The 16142-nt window shown below is 63.6% G+C and carries 14 protein-coding genes and 1 pseudogene; 8 read left to right on the top strand and 7 right to left on the bottom strand.

Annotated elements, in window-relative coordinates:
* Positions 1 to 5: 5 nt before the first annotated feature.
* The 5 genes from QQJ84_RS10160 to carA form a co-directional block, all read right to left on the bottom strand.
* Positions 6 to 1202: a threonine ammonia-lyase gene (locus QQJ84_RS10160; RefSeq protein ID WP_284258061.1), complete on the bottom strand. Its 1197-nt coding sequence runs from the start codon at positions 1200 to 1202 to the stop codon at positions 6 to 8.
* Positions 1203 to 1209: 7 nt separating this feature from the next.
* On the bottom strand, positions 1210 to 1683 hold the full coding sequence (gene greA, locus QQJ84_RS10165; RefSeq protein ID WP_284258062.1) for a transcription elongation factor GreA: 474 nt from the start codon (positions 1681 to 1683) through the stop codon (positions 1210 to 1212).
* A 98-nt stretch (positions 1684 to 1781) separates the two neighbouring features.
* Positions 1782 to 5015 carry a carbamoyl-phosphate synthase large subunit gene (carB, locus tag QQJ84_RS10170; RefSeq protein WP_284258063.1) on the bottom strand — a complete coding sequence of 1078 codons (3234 nt, stop codon included), beginning with the start codon at positions 5013 to 5015 and terminating at the stop codon, positions 1782 to 1784.
* A gap of 200 nt (positions 5016 to 5215) precedes the next feature.
* Positions 5216 to 5653: a nucleotidyltransferase substrate binding protein gene (locus tag QQJ84_RS10175; protein WP_284258064.1), complete on the bottom strand. Its 438-nt coding sequence runs from the start codon at positions 5651 to 5653 to the stop codon at positions 5216 to 5218.
* The gene (gene carA / locus QQJ84_RS10180) at positions 5650 to 6978 is read right to left on the bottom strand and encodes a glutamine-hydrolyzing carbamoyl-phosphate synthase small subunit (RefSeq protein WP_284258065.1); all 1329 of its coding nucleotides are present in this window, start codon (positions 6976 to 6978) and stop codon (positions 5650 to 5652) included. Before carA ends, QQJ84_RS10175 begins: the two co-directional genes overlap by 4 nt.
* Positions 6979 to 7056: 78 nt before the next feature.
* Between carA and QQJ84_RS10185 the strand changes: the two genes are divergently transcribed.
* The 6 genes from QQJ84_RS10185 (at position 7057) to QQJ84_RS10210 (ending at position 12697) form a co-directional block, all read left to right on the top strand.
* Positions 7057 to 7512, top strand: coding sequence for a GatB/YqeY domain-containing protein (locus QQJ84_RS10185; RefSeq protein ID WP_284258066.1), 456 nt, complete (start codon positions 7057 to 7059; stop codon positions 7510 to 7512).
* Positions 7513 to 7516: 4 nt separating this feature from the next.
* Positions 7517 to 9304 (top strand): DNA primase, encoded by a 1788-nt coding sequence (dnaG, locus tag QQJ84_RS10190; RefSeq protein WP_284258067.1) that lies wholly within the window; start codon positions 7517 to 7519, stop codon positions 9302 to 9304.
* Positions 9305 to 9384: 80 nt separating this feature from the next.
* Positions 9385 to 11301: an RNA polymerase sigma factor RpoD gene (rpoD, locus tag QQJ84_RS10195; RefSeq protein WP_284258069.1), complete on the top strand. Its 1917-nt coding sequence runs from the start codon at positions 9385 to 9387 to the stop codon at positions 11299 to 11301.
* Position 11302: 1 nt separating this feature from the next.
* Complete coding sequence (locus tag QQJ84_RS10200) at positions 11303 to 11890, top strand: GNAT family N-acetyltransferase (protein ID WP_284258070.1); 588 nt, start codon at positions 11303 to 11305, stop codon at positions 11888 to 11890.
* 41 nt (positions 11891 to 11931) lie between these two features.
* Complete coding sequence (locus QQJ84_RS10205; RefSeq protein WP_284258071.1) at positions 11932 to 12534, top strand: RluA family pseudouridine synthase; 603 nt, start codon at positions 11932 to 11934, stop codon at positions 12532 to 12534.
* On the top strand, positions 12521 to 12697 hold the full coding sequence (locus QQJ84_RS10210; protein WP_284258072.1) for a DUF3553 domain-containing protein: 177 nt from the start codon (positions 12521 to 12523) through the stop codon (positions 12695 to 12697). Before QQJ84_RS10205 ends, QQJ84_RS10210 begins: the two co-directional genes overlap by 14 nt.
* Here the strand turns inward: QQJ84_RS10210 and QQJ84_RS10215 are convergent.
* Both QQJ84_RS10215 and QQJ84_RS19485 read right to left on the bottom strand, forming a co-directional pair.
* Positions 12694 to 13206, bottom strand: a complete 513-nt coding sequence (locus QQJ84_RS10215; RefSeq protein WP_284258073.1) for a TetR/AcrR family transcriptional regulator C-terminal domain-containing protein — start codon at positions 13204 to 13206, stop codon at positions 12694 to 12696. The genes QQJ84_RS10210 and QQJ84_RS10215 overlap by 4 nt on opposite strands.
* A 13-nt stretch (positions 13207 to 13219) precedes the next feature.
* Positions 13220 to 13375: pseudogene (locus QQJ84_RS19485) on the bottom strand (hypothetical protein); the annotation flags it as partial.
* Between the two features lie 104 nt (positions 13376 to 13479).
* Here QQJ84_RS19485 and QQJ84_RS10220 point away from each other — a divergent pair.
* Both QQJ84_RS10220 and QQJ84_RS10225 read left to right on the top strand, forming a co-directional pair.
* A complete protein-coding gene (locus QQJ84_RS10220) occupies positions 13480 to 14979 on the top strand; it encodes an efflux transporter outer membrane subunit (protein WP_284258074.1) in 1500 nt (499 codons plus the stop codon).
* 13 nt (positions 14980 to 14992) lie between these two features.
* Positions 14993 to 16138 (top strand): efflux RND transporter periplasmic adaptor subunit, encoded by a 1146-nt coding sequence (locus QQJ84_RS10225; protein ID WP_284258075.1) that lies wholly within the window; start codon positions 14993 to 14995, stop codon positions 16136 to 16138.
* Positions 16139 to 16142: the final 4 nt, after the last annotated feature.

A 16142-nucleotide genomic window follows, 5' to 3' on the forward strand; every position in this document is an offset into this window, starting at 1 on the left:
AGGCTCTAGATGCGGCGCAGGGTGAAGACTTCGGCCAGCGAGGCCTCGATGGCGGCGCCGTGGGCGGCATCGCGGGCTTCGATCATCACTTCGAGCTGCGCATCCTGCACCGAGGGGCTGGAGAACAGGCGGTGGTGCGAGACCTCGATGATGTTGCCGCCGAGCGCGCCGATGCGGGTGGCGACTTCGGCCAGCATGCCGGGGCGGTCTGGCATTTCCACCACCACGCGCAGCAGGCGGCCGTCGCGCAGGAGGTTGCGCATGAGGGTGTTGGCGAGAATGCGGGCATCAATGTTGGCGCCGCAGAGGGTGACGCCAACTTTTTTGCCGCGAAAGCGCTCGGGGAAGGAGAGGACGGCGGCCAACGCGGCGGCGCCCGCACCTTCGGCGACCTGCTTGGCGCTTTCCACCAGCAGGGCGATGGCGCTCTCGACAGCATGTTCGGAGACGACGAGGACTTCGACGTTCAGCGCGCGCAGGACTTCGAGCGGGTTAAGCCCGATATCGCGCACGGCGATGCCCTCGGCCACGGTCGGGCCGCCGACATGGATGGGTTTGCCCGCCAGGACCTGGGCGAAGGCGGAATAATTTTCGACCTCGACGCCAAAAACCTCCATCTGCGGGCGCAGGGCGCGCGCCACTGTGGCGCAGCCGGAAACCAGGCCGCCGCCGCCGGTGGCAATCACCATCGCGTCGAGGTCAGGCACATCCTCCAGCATCTCCAGCGCCATCGTGCCCTGGCCGGCCATCACGGCGGGGTCGTCATAGGGGTGGATGAAGAACAGGCCCTCTTTTTGCGCCAGCTCATGCGCATGCGCGGCGGCCTCGGCCAGGGTCTCGCCAAAAAGCACCACCTTGGCGCCCCAGGAGGCGGTGCGGGTGACCTTGGTGGAAGGCGTATGCACCGGCATGACGATGGTGGCCTTGATGCCCGCGCGCTGCGAATGGCGCGCTACGGCCTGGGCGTGGTTGCCCGCCGACATGGCGATGACACCAGCCGCGCGCTCCTCCGGCGTGAGCAAAGCGATGCGGTTGGCAGCGCCGCGCTCCTTGAAGGCGCCGGTGGCCTGGAGATGGTCGTATTTCAGGTAAATCTCGGCGCCGGTGAGGCGGGAGAGACCGTCAGCGCGCAGGAAGGGGGAGCGCAGCACCGCGCCTTCGATCCGCTTGGCGGCGGCCTGAACGTCCTGGAGGGAGATCATGATATTATCAGCCGTAGGTGATCTTGAGGATTTCATATGAACGGTCGCCGCCCGGCGCGGGGACGGAGACGGTGTCACCGACTTTTTTGGCGATCAGCGCTTTCGCCAGCGGCGAGGTGATGGACAGGCGGGCCTTGCGCACGTCCGCCTCATGGGTGCCGACGATCTGGTAGCAGAACTCCTTCTCGGAATCCTCGTCCATGATGAGCACGCTGGCGCCGAACATCACCGTGTCGCCCGAGAGGGAGGCAGGGTCGATGACTTCGGCGGCGGAGGTGATCTCCTCCAGCTCGGCGATGCGCCCTTCAACAAAGGACTGCCGCTCGCGCGCGGCGTGGTATTCGGCGTTCTCCGAAAGGTCGCCATGGCTGCGGGCTTCCGCGATGGCGCGGATAATGGCGGAGCGTTCCGAGCCTTTGAGGTGGCGCAGCTCTTCTTCGAGAGCGGCGAGGCCGGAGGCGGTCATGGGAAATTTCTGCACTGCATCTCCTCAAAGCGCGTGGGCGCCCCGATGGTTGGGGGGAACAAAAGGCAAACGCCGCCGGCACCCGCGCGGGTGCCAGCGACGCTGTTGAAAGGCTAGGGAAAGTACGACTGAAGCGGCGCAACTTCAAGACTGCCCGAAATGAGGGCGGCGATGGCGTGCGCCGTGGCCCGGGCGGCGGCGATGGTGGTGAAATTTGGCACACCATGGGTCAGCGCGGAGCGGCGGATGTCAAAACTGTCGGTGACCGACTGGGCGCCGTGGGCGGTGTTGATGACGAGCTGGATTTCACCCGAACGTATGGAGTCGACGCAATGCGGGCGGCCTTCCAGCACCTTGTTGACGCGCTTCACCGGAATGCCCGCCGCGGCGATGTGTTTGGCGGTGCCGGAGGTGGCCATGATGGAGAAGCCGAGGTCAGCCAGGCGGCGGGCCACCGGAACGATGGCGGCCTTGTCCGAGTCCTTCACCGAGAGAAAGGCCGTGCCTTTGACCGGCAGGATGACGCCCGCCCCCGATTGCGCCTTGGCGAAGGCGCGGGCAAAATTGGTGTCCAGCCCCATGACCTCGCCGGTGGATTTCATCTCCGGGCCGAGCAGCGTGTCAATATTGGGGAAGCGGGCGAAGGGGAACACGGCTTCCTTCACCGCGACGTGACGCAGGGCGACCGAATCGTCGAGCTTGAAGGAGGCCAGTTTTTCACCCGCCATGATACGGGCGCCGATCTTGGCGACATCCACCCCGGTGGCCTTGGCCACGAAGGGCACGGTGCGCGAGGCGCGCGGGTTAACCTCCAGCACATAGATCAGATCGTTCTGGATGGCGTATTGCACGTTCATCAGCCCGACGACGTTGAGCGCCTTGGCCATGGCCACGGTCTCGGCCCGCAGCTCGGCGACGATGGCGGGGGAGAGCGAATAGGGCGGGATGGAGCAGGCGGAATCACCCGAATGGATGCCCGCTTCCTCGATATGTTCCATCACCCCCGCGACGTAGACGGTCTCGCCATCGCAGATGCAATCAACGTCAACCTCGGAGGCCTCGTTGAGGTAACGGTCGATGAGGACGGGGTTTTCAGCCGAGGCGCGCACGATTTCGCGCATGTAGCGGGCAAGGCCGTTGCGATCGTAGACGATTTCCATCGCCCGCCCGCCCAACACATAGGAGGGGCGGATGATGATGGGGTAGCCGATGCGCTCGGCGATGGCCTCGGCCTGTTCGGCGGAGCGGGCGATGCCGTTCTCCGGCTGGCGGAGCCCGAGTTTTTGCAGCAGCTCGGCGAAACGCTCACGGTCCTCGGCGATGTCGATGGCATCGGCGGAGGTGCCAAGGATGGGAATGCCCGCTTCCTCCAGCGCCTGGGACAGTTTCAGCGGCGTCTGGCCGCCGTATTGCACGATGCAGCCGAGCAATGTGCCGTTCTGCTGCTCGGTGCGGATCAGCGAGATCACGTCCTCGGCGAAAAGGGGCTCGAAATAGAGCCGGTCGGAGGTGTCGTAATCGGTGGAGACGGTCTCCGGGTTGCAGTTGACCATGATGGTCTCATACCCGGCCTCGCGCAGGGCGTAGGCGGCGTGGACGCAGCAATAGTCGAACTCGATGCCCTGGCCGATGCGGTTGGGGCCGCCGCCGAGAATGATGATCTTCTGGCGCGCGGTGGGGGCGGCTTCGCAGATGGGGGCGCCGTAGCTGCCCTCATAGGTGCCATACATATAGGCGGCCTGGGAGGAGAATTCGCCGCCGGAGGTGTCGATGCGCTTATACACCGGGGTGACGCCGAGCTTCAGCCGCGCCTCGGTGATGGTGGCTTCCGTGCGGCCGCAGAGCTGGGCCAGGCGTTTGTCGGCGAAGCCGAGCGCCTTGAGCTTGCGCAAGCCCAGGGCATCGCGCGGGAGGCCGTTTTTCTTCACCTCGTTTTCAGCGTCGATGATGATCTGCATCTGGTTGAGATACCAGGGGTCGAACTTGCAGGCGGCGTGGATGTCTTCCACCGAAACGCCGGCGCGCAGGGCCTGGGCCGCCATCAACAGGCGGTCAGGGCGCGGGGTGGAGAGGGCGGCGCGGAAGGCATCGGCCGTGCCGTCGCCCGGCGGGGTGATTTCGTCGAGGCCGGAGAGTCCGGTCTCCAGGCTGCGCAGGCCTTTTTGCAGGGCTTCGGCGAAGTTACGGCCGATCGCCATGGCCTCGCCGACCGATTTCATCGAGGTGGAGAGCAGCGCCGGGGTGCCGGGGAATTTTTCGAAGGTAAACCTGGGTATTTTGATGACGACATAGTCGATCACCGGCTCGAAGGACGCGGGGGTGGCCTTGGTGATGTCGTTTTGCAGCTCATCCAGCGTGTAGCCGACCGCGAGTTTGGCGGCAATTTTGGCGATGGGGAAGCCGGTGGCTTTCGAGGCCAGGGCGGAGGAGCGCGAGACGCGGGGGTTCATCTCGATGACGACCATGCGCCCGTCCACCGGGTTGATGCCAAACTGCACGTTGGAGCCGCCGGTATCCACGCCGATGCGGCGCAGGCAGGCGATGGAGGCATCGCGCAGGATCTGGAATTCTTTGTCGGTGAGGGTGAGGGCCGGGGCGACGGTGACGCTATCGCCGGTGTGCACGCCCATGGGGTCTATGTTCTCGATGGAACAGACGATGATGCAGTTGTCGGCGCTGTCGCGGACCACCTCCATCTCATACTCTTTCCAGCCGAGCACGGATTCCTCGACCAGCACCTCGTTGGTCGGCGAGGCATCAATGCCCGAGGCGCAGATTTCAAAAAATTCCTCGCGGTTATAGGCGATGCCGCCGCCGGTGCCGCCCAGCGTGAAGGAGGGGCGGATGACGGCGGGCAGGCCCACGAACTCAAGCGCCGCGGCGGCTTCCTCGCGGTTATGCGCGATCGCGGATTTAGGCCCGGCGATGCCGATTTCGGCCATGGCGTCACGGAATTTCAAACGGTCCTCGGCGCGGTCAATCACATCCGCCTTCGCGCCGATCAGCTCCACCCCGTGTTTTTCGAGCACGCCGGATTTCGCGAGGGTCATCGCGGTGTTGAGCGCGGTCTGGCCGCCCATGGTGGGGAGCAGCGCATCCGGGCGCTCGCGGATGATGATCTTCTCCACCATCTCGGGGGTGATGGGTTCGATATAGGTGGCGTCCGCCAGCGACGGATCGGTCATGATGGTCGCGGGATTGGAGTTGACCAGGATGACGCGGTAACCCTCCTCACGCAGCGCCTTGCACGCCTGCGCGCCGGAATAGTCAAACTCGCAGGCCTGGCCAATGACGATCGGGCCGGCGCCGATGATCATGATGGATTTTATGTCGGTGCGTTTGGGCATGGTGTAAAAATTCCTAGAAGAAGTAAGACCAGGGCTCTGCCCTGCAACCCGCCGGGGCCTGAGGCCCCGGTCCCCCGTTAGTTAGTCAGTTGATGATCGGCGCCGTAGGGTGGGTGGAGCGCAGCGCAACCCGCCGATGATTCGTGAAACACCATCATTGCGAGCGCCGCGAAGCAATCCATCTTTTTGCGCCATCAACATCAGGCAATTCCTCGTAATGTTCCGTTAGATTTTTCATGGGGTATAACTTGCCGCCCATAAATTTTCTCCAAAAGAAAATTTCCTTCAGCAGAAAAAAACGGAATAAGCAAAGCTATCTCATCGGCTATTTCATCATCATAGGCTTCGCACTTCTTTTTCAAAGTGTCGCGGAATCTCATCCAAACGTCCCAGCTTTGCGTGAGAAAGCCACGCTCGTAGCCGAGCCGAATGATGTTGTGGAAGGAGAGTTCGCGCACGCCGGCTGGCTCTGAGGCTTCGAGGTAGCGGCGCAGCGTATTATGGGCCAGCTCGTAGCAATATCCGAATCGCTGGATGCAGGCGTCACGGATAAATTTGTCCTCCGGCGCGCGCGCGCGGGCCGCGAGTGTTTCGTCCAGCGTGGCGAGGGCTTTCTCCAGAGAGGAGATGTCAATCACGCCAGCATATCCACGAACCGTTTGAACAGATACGAGCTATCACTCGGCCCCGGCGACGCCTCCGGGTGGTATTGCACCGAAAACACCTTTTTGGCCTTGCAGGCGATGCCCTCGTTCGAGCCGTCGAAGAGCGAGACATGGGTGACTTCCACGCCTTCGGGCAGGGATTTTTCATCCACCGCGAAGCCGTGGTTCTGCGAGGTGATTTCCACCTTGCCTGTCACCAGGTCTTTCACCGGCTGGTTGGCGCCGCGGTGGCCGCGTTCCAGCTTGTAGGTTTTGCCGCCGAGTGCTGTGGCGAGCAGCTGGTGGCCGAGGCAGATGCCGAAAATGGGGATTTTCATATACATCACGCCCTGAATGGCGGGCACGGCATAGCGCGCGGTGGCGGCCGGGTCGCCGGGGCCGTTGGAGAGGAACACGCCGGCGGGGTTGTGCTGCAAAATGTCGTTGGCCGAGGCGTTGGCGGGGACGACGATGACCTTGCAACCGGCCGAGGCCAGCGAGCGCAGGATATTGCGCTTGGCGCCATAATCCACCGCCACGACGGTCTTGCGGGTCTCGGGGGTGGCGAAGCCGTGCTCCCAGCTCCAGGTGCCGCCGGTCCATTCATAGGGCTGGGTGCAGGAGACCTCGGCGGCGAGGTCCAGCCCGTTCAGCCCGCTCCAGGCGGCGGCGGTGGCGGCCAGGGCGGCGAGGTCGAACTTGCCGTCAGCGGGGAAGGACAGCACCGCGCTGGGAGCCCCAAGGTCGCGGATGCGCAGGGTGAGCGCGCGCGTGTCCACCCCGGCGATGCCCGGCACCCCCATGCGCCTGAGCCAGACGTCGAGATCGGTGGTGGCGCGGTAGTTGGAGGGCGCGGTCGGGTCTTCCTTCACCACCAGGCCGCGGGCGAACACCTGGGCCGCTTCGCAGTCTTCCTCATTGGCGCCGGTATTGCCGATATGGGGGAAGGTGAAGGTGATGATCTGCCCGGCGTAGGAGGGGTCGGTCAGGGTTTCCTGATAGCCGGTCATGCCGGTGTTGAAGCAGAGTTCCGCGGGCGTGCTGGTGCCGTGCGCGCCAAAGCCGCGGCCCCAGAAAACGGAGCCGTCAGCCAGCACCAAAGCGGCGGTGGCGCCGGGCGGGGTGTCGCTTTCCACCGGCGGGCGGGGCAGGTCTTCCATGGGCAGCCCGGTGGCGGACATGATCGCGGGCCAGTGGCGCGAGGGGATGGCGCCGGCGGCACGCCATTTACGGATGGCATCGGGCGAAACGCCTGTTAAAGTGGCGGCGGCTTCGGGGCCGCCGAGAAGCTCGATGAGGTCAGCGATGGAAATTGGCATGGAAATCTGCTACCGGATTTTTTATCCGGCTTCAACGTGTTTCAGAGAGGCTGGAAATTATTTCCGGAGGGGATGGATATGAGTTTGCGTGAAGATATTACCGCCGCTGTAAAAACCGCCATGCTGGCGCGCGACGCGGAGCGGACCTCCACCCTGCGGATGATCCAGGCCAAGCTGAAGGACACCGATATCGCCGCCCGCCCGAAGGGCGTCACGGCGATACCGGATGACGAGATTTTCGCGATGCTGCGCTCGATGATCAAATCCCGCCGGGACTCCGTAACCCTCTACCGCCAGGGCGGGCGCGAGGAGCTGGCCGCGAAGGAAGAGGCGGAAATTGCTGTTATTGAAGAATTTTTACCGCAGACGCTGGCTGGCGAGGCGCTGCGCGAAGCGATTGCCGCCGCCATCGCCGAGACGGGTGCTAGCAGTGCGAAGGATATGGGCAAGGTGATCGGCGCGCTGAAGGCCAAGCACGGCGCGGCGCTGGATATGGGCGTGGCCTCCGCCGCCGTGAAGGCCGCGCTGGGCTGAAACCATGGCGCTGCCCGCCAATTTTCTCGATGAGCTGCGGGCGCGCACGCCGATTGCCGGGGTGATCGGGCGCAGCGTGAAACTCACGCGCTCGGGGCGGGACACCAAGGGGTGTTGCCCGTTCCATGGCGAAAAAACGCCGTCGTTTTATGTATATGACGACCATTTCCACTGTTTTGGCTGTGGTGAACATGGCGATGTCATCACCTTCGTGATGAAGACCACCGGGGCCGGGTTCATGGAGGCGGTGGAGAGCCTGGCGCAGGAGGCGGGGCTGGAAGTGCCGAAGGCGAGCCCTCAGGCGGCGCAGGCCGAGCAGCGTCGGGCCGGAATTTCCGAGGTGCTGGAGGCGGCGGGAAAAATTTTCCAGAGGTTTTTGCATGAGCCGCAGGGCAAGTCTGCGCTGGATTATCTGCGCGGGCGCGGCCTGAGCGAGGAGACGATCCGGCGGTTTGGCCTGGGCTGGTCGGGCGAGGGCCGGGGCGTTTTGGCGGCGGCCTTGCGCGGGCAGGGAATAAAGCCGGAGCAGTTGATAGAGGCCGGGCTGATGAAGCAGGGCGAGCATGGCCCGGTGGATATGTTCTTCTCGCGCGTGATGTTCCCGATCACTGACCGGCGGGGCAATGTGATCAGCTTCGGCGGCCGGATCATGGGTGATGGCCAGCCCAAATATGTGAACGGGCCGGAGACGCCGGTGTTCTCCAAGCGGCGCTCGCTTTATGGGCTGCATCTGGCCCGTGACGCCGTGCGAAAAGGCGCGCAACTAATTGTTGTTGAAGGTTATATTGATGTCATCGCCCTGGCGCAGGGCGGGTTTGGCGGGGCGGTGGCGCCGCTTGGCACGGCGCTCACGGAGGAGCATCTGGCGGAGGTCTGGCGGCTGAGCCCTGAGCCGGTGATCTGTTTTGACGGCGATGCGGCCGGGCGGCGGGCGGCGCTGAAGACCGTTGATCTGGCGCTGACCGCGCTGGCGCCCGATAGGTCATTGAAATTCTTAAACTTACCGGAAAAGGATGACCCGGACAGCTTGATCAGGCGGGAAGGACCCGCGGCGTTCAAGGCGCGGTTGGACGGGGCGCGGCCGATTTCGGCGGCGTTGTATGACATGCTGGCCGAAGGCGGCGGGCGCGCCACGCCGGAGGCGCGGGCGGCGTTCCGGCAGCGCTTGATTGAAGTGGCGAACCGGATTCCGGATAAAAATCTGGCCTCGGAGTACCGTTCCATGCTGCTGGAGCGGTTTTTCGCCGAGCGCAGGGTCAAGCCGGGCGCGCCTAAAAAACCGGCGGTGTTCGCGCGCGGCAGTGCGCCGCCGGATGCCGGAGAGGCGAATTTCCGGCGGGGGCGGTTGATGCTGGTGACGCTGCTGAGCCATCCGGCGCTGATCAATGATGTGGACGAGGCGTTTGCGCGGGTTGCCTTGCCGCCGGCCTATGCCAAAATCAGGGATGCGCTGCATGAGTTCGCCGCTGGCGCAAAAAGCCTTGACACGGAGGGCCTGTTTGCCCACTTGAGCCTCCTTGGATTGGCCGAGGAGGCAAGGTTGATCGAGGCTCTCGCCGCTGAGGACCACCGCCCCGATCCTGATGCCAGCCTGGCCGAGGCTGCTGAAAAATGGTGGAGTTGGTATATACTGATGGATTTCAGTGTTGAGATGTTGCGTGCCCAGCGTGATGAGCTGGAGCAGTTTTGGAAGGCGCATCAGGATGATGCCGGCGCCTGGGAGCGACTCATAAAATATAACGAGCTGCTGCGTCAGGCCCTGGCCGGAGAGTACGGCAGTGCCGAAAACTGACTAAAATGAGGCAAGCTCCTTGCCTACATAACGAATAGTAAAATAATACAGCCCCGTATTTCCCGGAGTATCGCCTGATCATGGCACTTAAGCCCGCGACCACCAACGCCGCCGAGACCCCAGCCCCCGAGGCCGAAGCCGATGCCAATGTGCTCGACACGCAATCGGCCTCCGTCAAGCGGCTGATCGCCAAGGGCAAGGAGCGCGGCTACATCACCTTTGATGAGCTGAATGCCGTGCTGCCCGCCGAGCAGAACTCGTCGGAGCAGATCGAAGACATCATGGCGATGCTCTCCGAGATGGGTATCCAGGTGGTGGAGAGCGAGGAAGGCGAGGATGCCGAGACCGCTGCCGCGCCGAAGGAAGAGGCCGCCGAGGACGAAGAAGGCCCGGCGGGGAATATTTCGGAGAGCTCGGTCAGCCGTACCGATGATCCGGTGCGGATGTATCTGCGCGAAATGGGCACGGTGGAGTTGCTCTCGCGCGAGGGCGAGATCGCCATCGCCAAGCGGATCGAGGCCGGGCGGGACATGATGATCCGCGGGCTTTGCGAAAGCCCGCTGACCTTCCGCGCGATTATCGCGTGGCATGAGGCGCTCAATAACGGGCGGATGCTGCTGCGCGACGTTGTTGACCTGGAAGCGATGCAGGCCGGCAATGAGCCGGGCGTGGCGGAAGGCTTTGCCGCGGCCGAGGAGCTGGATGAGGACGAGGAAGGCGATGGCGGCGGCATGTCGCTGGCGGCGCTCGAAGAGAAGCTGAAGCCGGAAATCTTCACCTATTTCGAGGATATCGAGAAGCTTTATGAGAAGCTGGCGAAAATCCAGCAGAAGCGGCTGGATAATCTGACCGCCGGCGGCGATGTCAATTCACGCTCCGAAAAAGCCTATGAGAAGCTGCGCGACGAGCTGGTGGCCAAGGTGGAGCAGGTGCGGCTGCATAACAACCGCATCGAGGAGCTGGTGGCGCAGTTGAAGGTGCTGAACCAGAGGCTGAACGGGTTGGAAGGCCAGATCATGCGCCTCGCCGAGGGCGCCAAGGTCTCGCGCGAGGAGTTTTTGCAGCACTACCGGGGCCGCGAGATGGACCCGGGCTGGATGAATTACGTCTCGGCGCTGCCGGGCAAGGGCTGGAAGGATTTCGTCAAGAAATTCACCACGCAGGTAACCGAGCTGCGCGCGCAGATCGGCAAGGTCGCTGCCGAGGGCGGGTTGCCGATTGAGGAGTTCCGCCGGGTTTATACCACGGTTTCGCGCGGGGAGCGGGATTCGACGCGGGCGAAGAAGGAGATGATCGAGGCGAATCTGCGGCTCGTGATCTCGATTGCCAAAAAATACACCAACCGTGGCTTGCAGTTTCTGGATCTGATCCAGGAGGGCAATATCGGGCTGATGAAGGCGGTGGACAAGTTCGAGTATCGGCGTGGCTATAAATTCTCCACCTATGCGACATGGTGGATCCGCCAGGCGATCACGCGCTCCATCGCCGACCAGGCCCGCACCATCCGCATTCCGGTGCATATGATCGAGACGATCAACAAGCTGGTGCGCACCTCGCGCCAGATGCTGCATGAGATCGGCCGCGAGCCCACGCCTGAGGAGCTGGCCGAGAAACTTGGCATGCCGCTGGAAAAAGTGCGCAAGGTGTTGAAGATCGCCAAGGAGCCGATCTCGCTGGAGACGCCGATTGGCGATGAGGAAGACAGCCATCTGGGTGACTTCATCGAGGATAAGGGAGCGATCATTCCGCTTGATGCCGCGGTGCAGGCGAATTTGCGCGAGGCGGCAACGCGGGTGCTCTCCTCGCTGACCCCGCGCGAGGAGCGTGTGCTGCGCATGCGCTTTGGCATCGGCATGAACACCGACCATACGCTCGAGGAAGTGGGACAGCAATTTAACGTGACGCGCGAACGTATCCGCCAGATTGAGGCGAAGGCGTTGCGCAAGCTCAAGCACCCCTCGCGCTCGCGCAAGCTGCGCAGCTTCCTGGACGACTGAGGTGCTGGACTACGCTCGCCTTGCTCCGGGTGAGGCCTTCGACCGGGTGGAGGTGGAGGTGGTGTTTTTGCGCATGGACCAGGCGCCGCGCCGTCCGCGTGCGGTGTTTCCGGCGGGCGCGGTGCTGAGCTGCGAGCCGTTGGGCGTGGCTGAATACCGGATGCTGTATAACGAGGTTGGCGCCCCCTGGCTGTGGTGGCTGCGCCGCATGATGCCCGATGACATGCTGGCCCGGCATCTGGCGAACGCGGCGGTGGCGTTTCATGTGTTGCGGGTGGATGGGCAGGTGGCGGGGTTCTTTGAGACCGATGCCGGGTATTGGCCCAATGTGAATTTGAATTATTTCGGCCTGATGCCGGGGTTCATCGGCAAGGGGCTGGGCAAGCCGCTGCTGGATGCGGCGGTGGACAGCGTGTTCGCCGGTGGCTCGCCGCTGCGCGGGATGACGGTGAACACTTGTTCGGCGGACCATCCGCGCGCGCTGCCGAACTATGTGGCCGCCGGGTTTAAGGAGGTGCGGCGCATCCGCGAGGAGTGGGACATTCCCCGCCGCCTGGGTTTGAAATTGCCGGAGCATTTGCGCGGGTGACGCCCCCCGGCGTGCTGTATCAGGACCGGCGGTTTATAATTGTGAATAAGCCCGCTGGCTTGCCGGTGCATGCCGGGCGCGCGGGCGGGCCGAGCGTGGAGGATTTTTTCCCCCAATGGCGGCTGGGCCGGGATGGCCCGTGGCTGGCGCACCGGCTGGACCAGGATACGGCCGGGTGCCTGGTGATTGCGTTGAAGAAATCGGCGCTGCTGGCGGCGCAGGCGTGTTTTGCTGACGGGCGGGCGCAAAAGACCTATTGGGCCGTGGTGCGCGGCGTGCCGAAGGCTCTGGAGGGGGCGGTTGATCTGCCCCTGGCCAAAGTGACGCAGGGGCGGAGCTGGAAGATGGCGCCGGATGGCGCCGGGCAGCCCGCGCTGACGCTGTGGCGGGTGATGGGGCAGGGGGCGGGGATGAGCTGGATCGAATTTTCCCCGAAAACCGGGCGCACGCACCAGATCAGGGCGCATGCCGCGGCGCTGGGCCACCCGATTATGGGCGATGCGGTTTATGGCGGCGGGGCCGGTATGTTGCATTTATTGGCGCGGCGGATTGTTTTGCCGCTGGAACCGGAACTGACGGCGCAGGCGCCGGTGCCCGCGCATATGGCGGCGGCAATGAGGGCGTGCGGCCATGCCGCGCTCTGAATTCGAGCCGGGGCAGTATGTGCGCCATCCGCAAAAGCCGGAATGGGGGCTGGGGCAGGTGCAAACCGCCATTGGCCACCGGGTGACGGTGATGTTCGAGCACGCGGGCAAGGTGTTGATCGACACCTCGGTGGTGATGCTGGAGCGGGTTGCCGATTTTTAAAGCGCAAGGTGCGCCGTGCAACCGGCGAGAAAAATATCCACAGCGTCGCGTGCGCGTTTTTCCAGCGCCTGTTTGCTGGGCGCGGCGCGGAAGCCGACCAATACGCCGAGGTGGAATTCGCCGATGGCCATGCCAAAGAGCATGGCTGCCATTTCCTTCGGGTCGGCGGTGAGGCTGGTGTGTTTTTTGACGATTTCCGCGAGGCAGCACTCCAGCTTGTTCTTGGCTTTGGTGACATGCGAGCGCAGAAATACCCGGCCGAAATCCGGGCTGTGGGTGTATTCGGCCATGATGAGGCGGAGCAGGGAGATCTGCTCGGGAGAGAGCAGGTAGCGGGCGAGGCAGAGGACGTTGGCGATCAACTGGTCGCGCGCGGTGGCATCTGGCGCGGGCTCTGGAAATTTTAGCAGCGCGTGGTGATGCGCGAGCAGGGCGGCGAATAGATCGGCCTTTGATTCGACCAATGTATAGACGGTTTTTTTTCGACATGCCGGCGGCTTTGGCGACATCGCTCATGGTTGCCGCATGGTAGCCCTTGGCCAGGAAAATATTCTCCGCCGCGGCGATGAGTTGGGGCATGCGTGGCGTGCCGCTGGCATCGGCCCGTTCGGTTGGTGTCTGCGCGGCAGAGATGCGTGGTTTGGTTATTGTTTTGCGACCCGCGGGATGATCAGCCATTGCGGCATCATAGGAAGTTTTTAGAAACTTACAAGTTTCCCGCACGGGAAATTGTAGGGTTTTTGCGGCTTGACGGGTTGGGGAAACATCGGTAGCTGAAACGTATGAAACCAACGGGTTTCCTTCATTGGTCTCTCTCCCTGTTGCTCGCCAGCACGCTCGCGGCTTGCGCCGTAGGGCCTGATTATCATCAGCCCGCGGCACCCCAGGCCGCGCTGACACCATCGCCTTTGCCTGTGCAAACGCAGAGAGCTGGTGGGGTGGCGCAGGTTTTCGCGCCGGGCGCGGATATCGCGGGGGATTGGTGGAGCCTGTATCACAGCCCCGAGCTTGACGCGCTGATCAACGCGGCGCTGGCGCATAATCCAAATTTGCAGGCGGCGCAGGCGACCTTGTTGCAGACGGAGGAAAATGAGCGCGCCGACGTGGGGGTGCTGATGCCTTCGGTGAGTGCCGGTTTCAAGGTGCAGGGTGGCCAGAACTCGACGGACAGCGTGGCGGGAACGGGGTTCGCCGCCTCAACGAAGCCGCTGCCGGCCTATAGATTATATAACGCCTCGCTCAGCGTCTCGTATGCGCTCGACATTTGGGGCGGCGCGCGGCGCGGGTTGGAGAGCGCGCAGGCGCAGACGCAGTATCAGCGTTATGAGCTGGAGGCGGCGTATTTAAGTCTCACGGCCAATATCGTGACCGCCGCGGTTCAGGAAGCCTCGCTGCGGGCGCAGATAGATGCCACGAACCAGGTGATCGGCGACGAGCGGCAGCAATTGGGTATTTTGCAGAGCCAGCTCAGCCTGGGCGGGGTGGCGCAGGCCAGCGTGCTGCAGGAGCAGGCGACGCTGGCGGCGAGTGAGGCCGCGTTACCGCCGCTGCAGGCAGCGCTGGCGCAGGCGCGCAACCAGCTGGCGGGGTATGTCGGGGTTGTGCCGGGGGATTTCCACGAGGCGGATTTCACTCTGGATTCTCTGCATTTGCCGGATACGCTGCCGGTGAGCGTGCCTTCGGAAATTGTCGCGCAGCGGCCCGATATTCAGGCGGCCTCCGCGCAGCTTCATGTCGCTTCGGCGAATGTCGGCATCGCGGATGCGCAGATGCTGCCGCAGATTTCACTCACCGCCGATATCGGCCGCGAGGCGATAAACACGGGCGATTTGTTCATGCCGCAAACGCTGCTGTGGAGCCTGGTGGCGGGGGTGACGCAGCCGATTTTCGAGGGTGGGCAGCTCTCGGCCAAGCGCAAGGCGGCGCTCGCGGCGTTGCAGGCTTCCGGGGCGCAGTATCAGGCCACGGTGATCGGCGCGTTCCAGAATGTGGCCGACGCGCTCTCGGCTTTGCAATATGATGCGTTGACGTTGAGTGCGGCGGATACGGCGGCGGATGCGGCGGCGCAGAGCCTGGCGCTGACCCAGGCGCAGTACCGGCTGGGCGGGCAGCCGCTGAGCGCCGTGCTGATCGCGCAGACCAATTACCAGAACGCGGCGATTGCCCAGGTGAAGGCAAGCGCCGCGCGGCTGGTCGATACGGCGGCATTATATCAGGCGCTGGGCGGCGGGTGGTGGCATCGTAGCGATGTTGCCGTATCCTGTTGCGGCGTTATTCCATGAGGATCGCGTAGGCATGAGCAAGGCACCGAATTTAACCCGGCGCATGATAATAGTGCTGGCGAGCGTTGGCATTTTGTTTTTCCTGGTGTTTGGCTACGGCACTTTCAGGAGCATCATGATCGCGAAGTTCCTCGCCGGGTTCGCCAACCAGGTGCAGACGGTGGCGACGATCACCGCCGCACCTTCGTCCTGGCAGCCTGAGCTTAGCTCCGTGGGCAGTGTGACAGCGGTGAACGGTACGCAGATTTCGGCGGAGCTTCCCGGCATTGTCGAGAGCATTCATTTTCAGTCAGGCATGGATGTGCCGGCCGGGGCGCCGCTGGTGACGTTGCGCGCGAATAACGACCCCGCGGTGCTGGCGCAGTTGCAGGCGGCTGCGGCGCTGGCGAAGATCACTTATGAGCGCGATGTGAAGCAGTTCCAGGCCAAGGCCGTGGCGCAGGCGCAGGTGGATACCGACCGGGCCAATCTGGCGGCGGCGCAGGCGCAGGTGCAGGGTGAGCAGGCGTTGATCGCGGAGAAAACCATCCGCGCGCCGTTTGCCGGGCGGTTGGGTATCCGGCTGGTCGATCCGGGCCAGTATCTCACCGCCGGGGCACCGATTGTGACCTTGCAGCAACTCAACCCGGTGTATGTTGATTTCTATCTGCCCCAGCAGGCGCTGGCGCAGGTGAACGCCGGGCAGGATGTGCAGGTGATGGTGGATGCGTATCCGGGGCAGGTGTTTGCAGGTAAAATCTCGGCGGTGGACGCGGCCGTGGACACCGCCAGCCGCAATGTGCATGTGCGGGCGGTGCTGCCGAACGATAAGTTGGCGCTGCGCCCTGGCATGTTTGCCACGGTAAAGGTTTCAGTGGGAATGCCGCAGGATTATATCACCCTGCCGCAGACGGCGATCACCTATAATCCTTATGGCGATACGGTGTTTGTGGTGAGCCATGAGACCAGCCAGGCCGGCAAGGATGAGCTTGCCGTGCATGAGCAGTTTGTGACCACCGGCGATACGCGCGGCGACCAGGTGGCGGTGACGGGCGGGCTCAAGCTGGGCGATGTGGTGGTGAGTGCTGGGCAACTGAAGCTGCGCAACGGCTCGCTGGTTGCGATCAATAATTCAGTGCAGCCGCCCAACGACCCCAACCCTAACCCGCCGAACGAATAGACCG

The sequence above is a fragment of the Acidocella aquatica genome (genome assembly GCF_030160635.1).
Taxonomy (GTDB): Bacteria; Pseudomonadota; Alphaproteobacteria; order Acetobacterales; family Acetobacteraceae; genus Acidocella; species Acidocella aquatica.

What these genes read in the sequence shown, in the direction of transcription:
- QQJ84_RS10160 (WP_284258061.1), bottom strand. Translation starts at nt 1,202, where the DNA reads ATGATCTCCCTCCAGGACGTTCAGGCCGCCGCCAAGCGGATCGAAGGC.
- carB (WP_284258063.1), bottom strand. Translation starts at nt 5,015, where the DNA reads ATGCCCAAACGCACCGACATAAAATCCATCATGATCATCGGCGCCGGC.
- carA (WP_284258065.1), bottom strand. Translation starts at nt 6,978, where the DNA reads ATGCCAATTTCCATCGCTGACCTCATCGAGCTTCTCGGCGGCCCCGAA.
- QQJ84_RS10185 (WP_284258066.1), top strand. Translation starts at nt 7,057, where the DNA reads ATGAGTTTGCGTGAAGATATTACCGCCGCTGTAAAAACCGCCATGCTG.
- dnaG (WP_284258067.1), top strand. Translation starts at nt 7,517, where the DNA reads ATGGCGCTGCCCGCCAATTTTCTCGATGAGCTGCGGGCGCGCACGCCG.
- rpoD (WP_284258069.1), top strand. Translation starts at nt 9,385, where the DNA reads ATGGCACTTAAGCCCGCGACCACCAACGCCGCCGAGACCCCAGCCCCC.
- QQJ84_RS10210 (WP_284258072.1), top strand. Translation starts at nt 12,521, where the DNA reads ATGCCGCGCTCTGAATTCGAGCCGGGGCAGTATGTGCGCCATCCGCAA.
- QQJ84_RS10215 (WP_284258073.1), bottom strand. Translation starts at nt 13,206, where the DNA reads ATGTCGCCAAAGCCGCCGGCATGTCGAAAAAAAACCGTCTATACATTG.
- QQJ84_RS10220 (WP_284258074.1), top strand. Translation starts at nt 13,480, where the DNA reads ATGAAACCAACGGGTTTCCTTCATTGGTCTCTCTCCCTGTTGCTCGCC.
- QQJ84_RS10225 (WP_284258075.1), top strand. Translation starts at nt 14,993, where the DNA reads ATGAGCAAGGCACCGAATTTAACCCGGCGCATGATAATAGTGCTGGCG.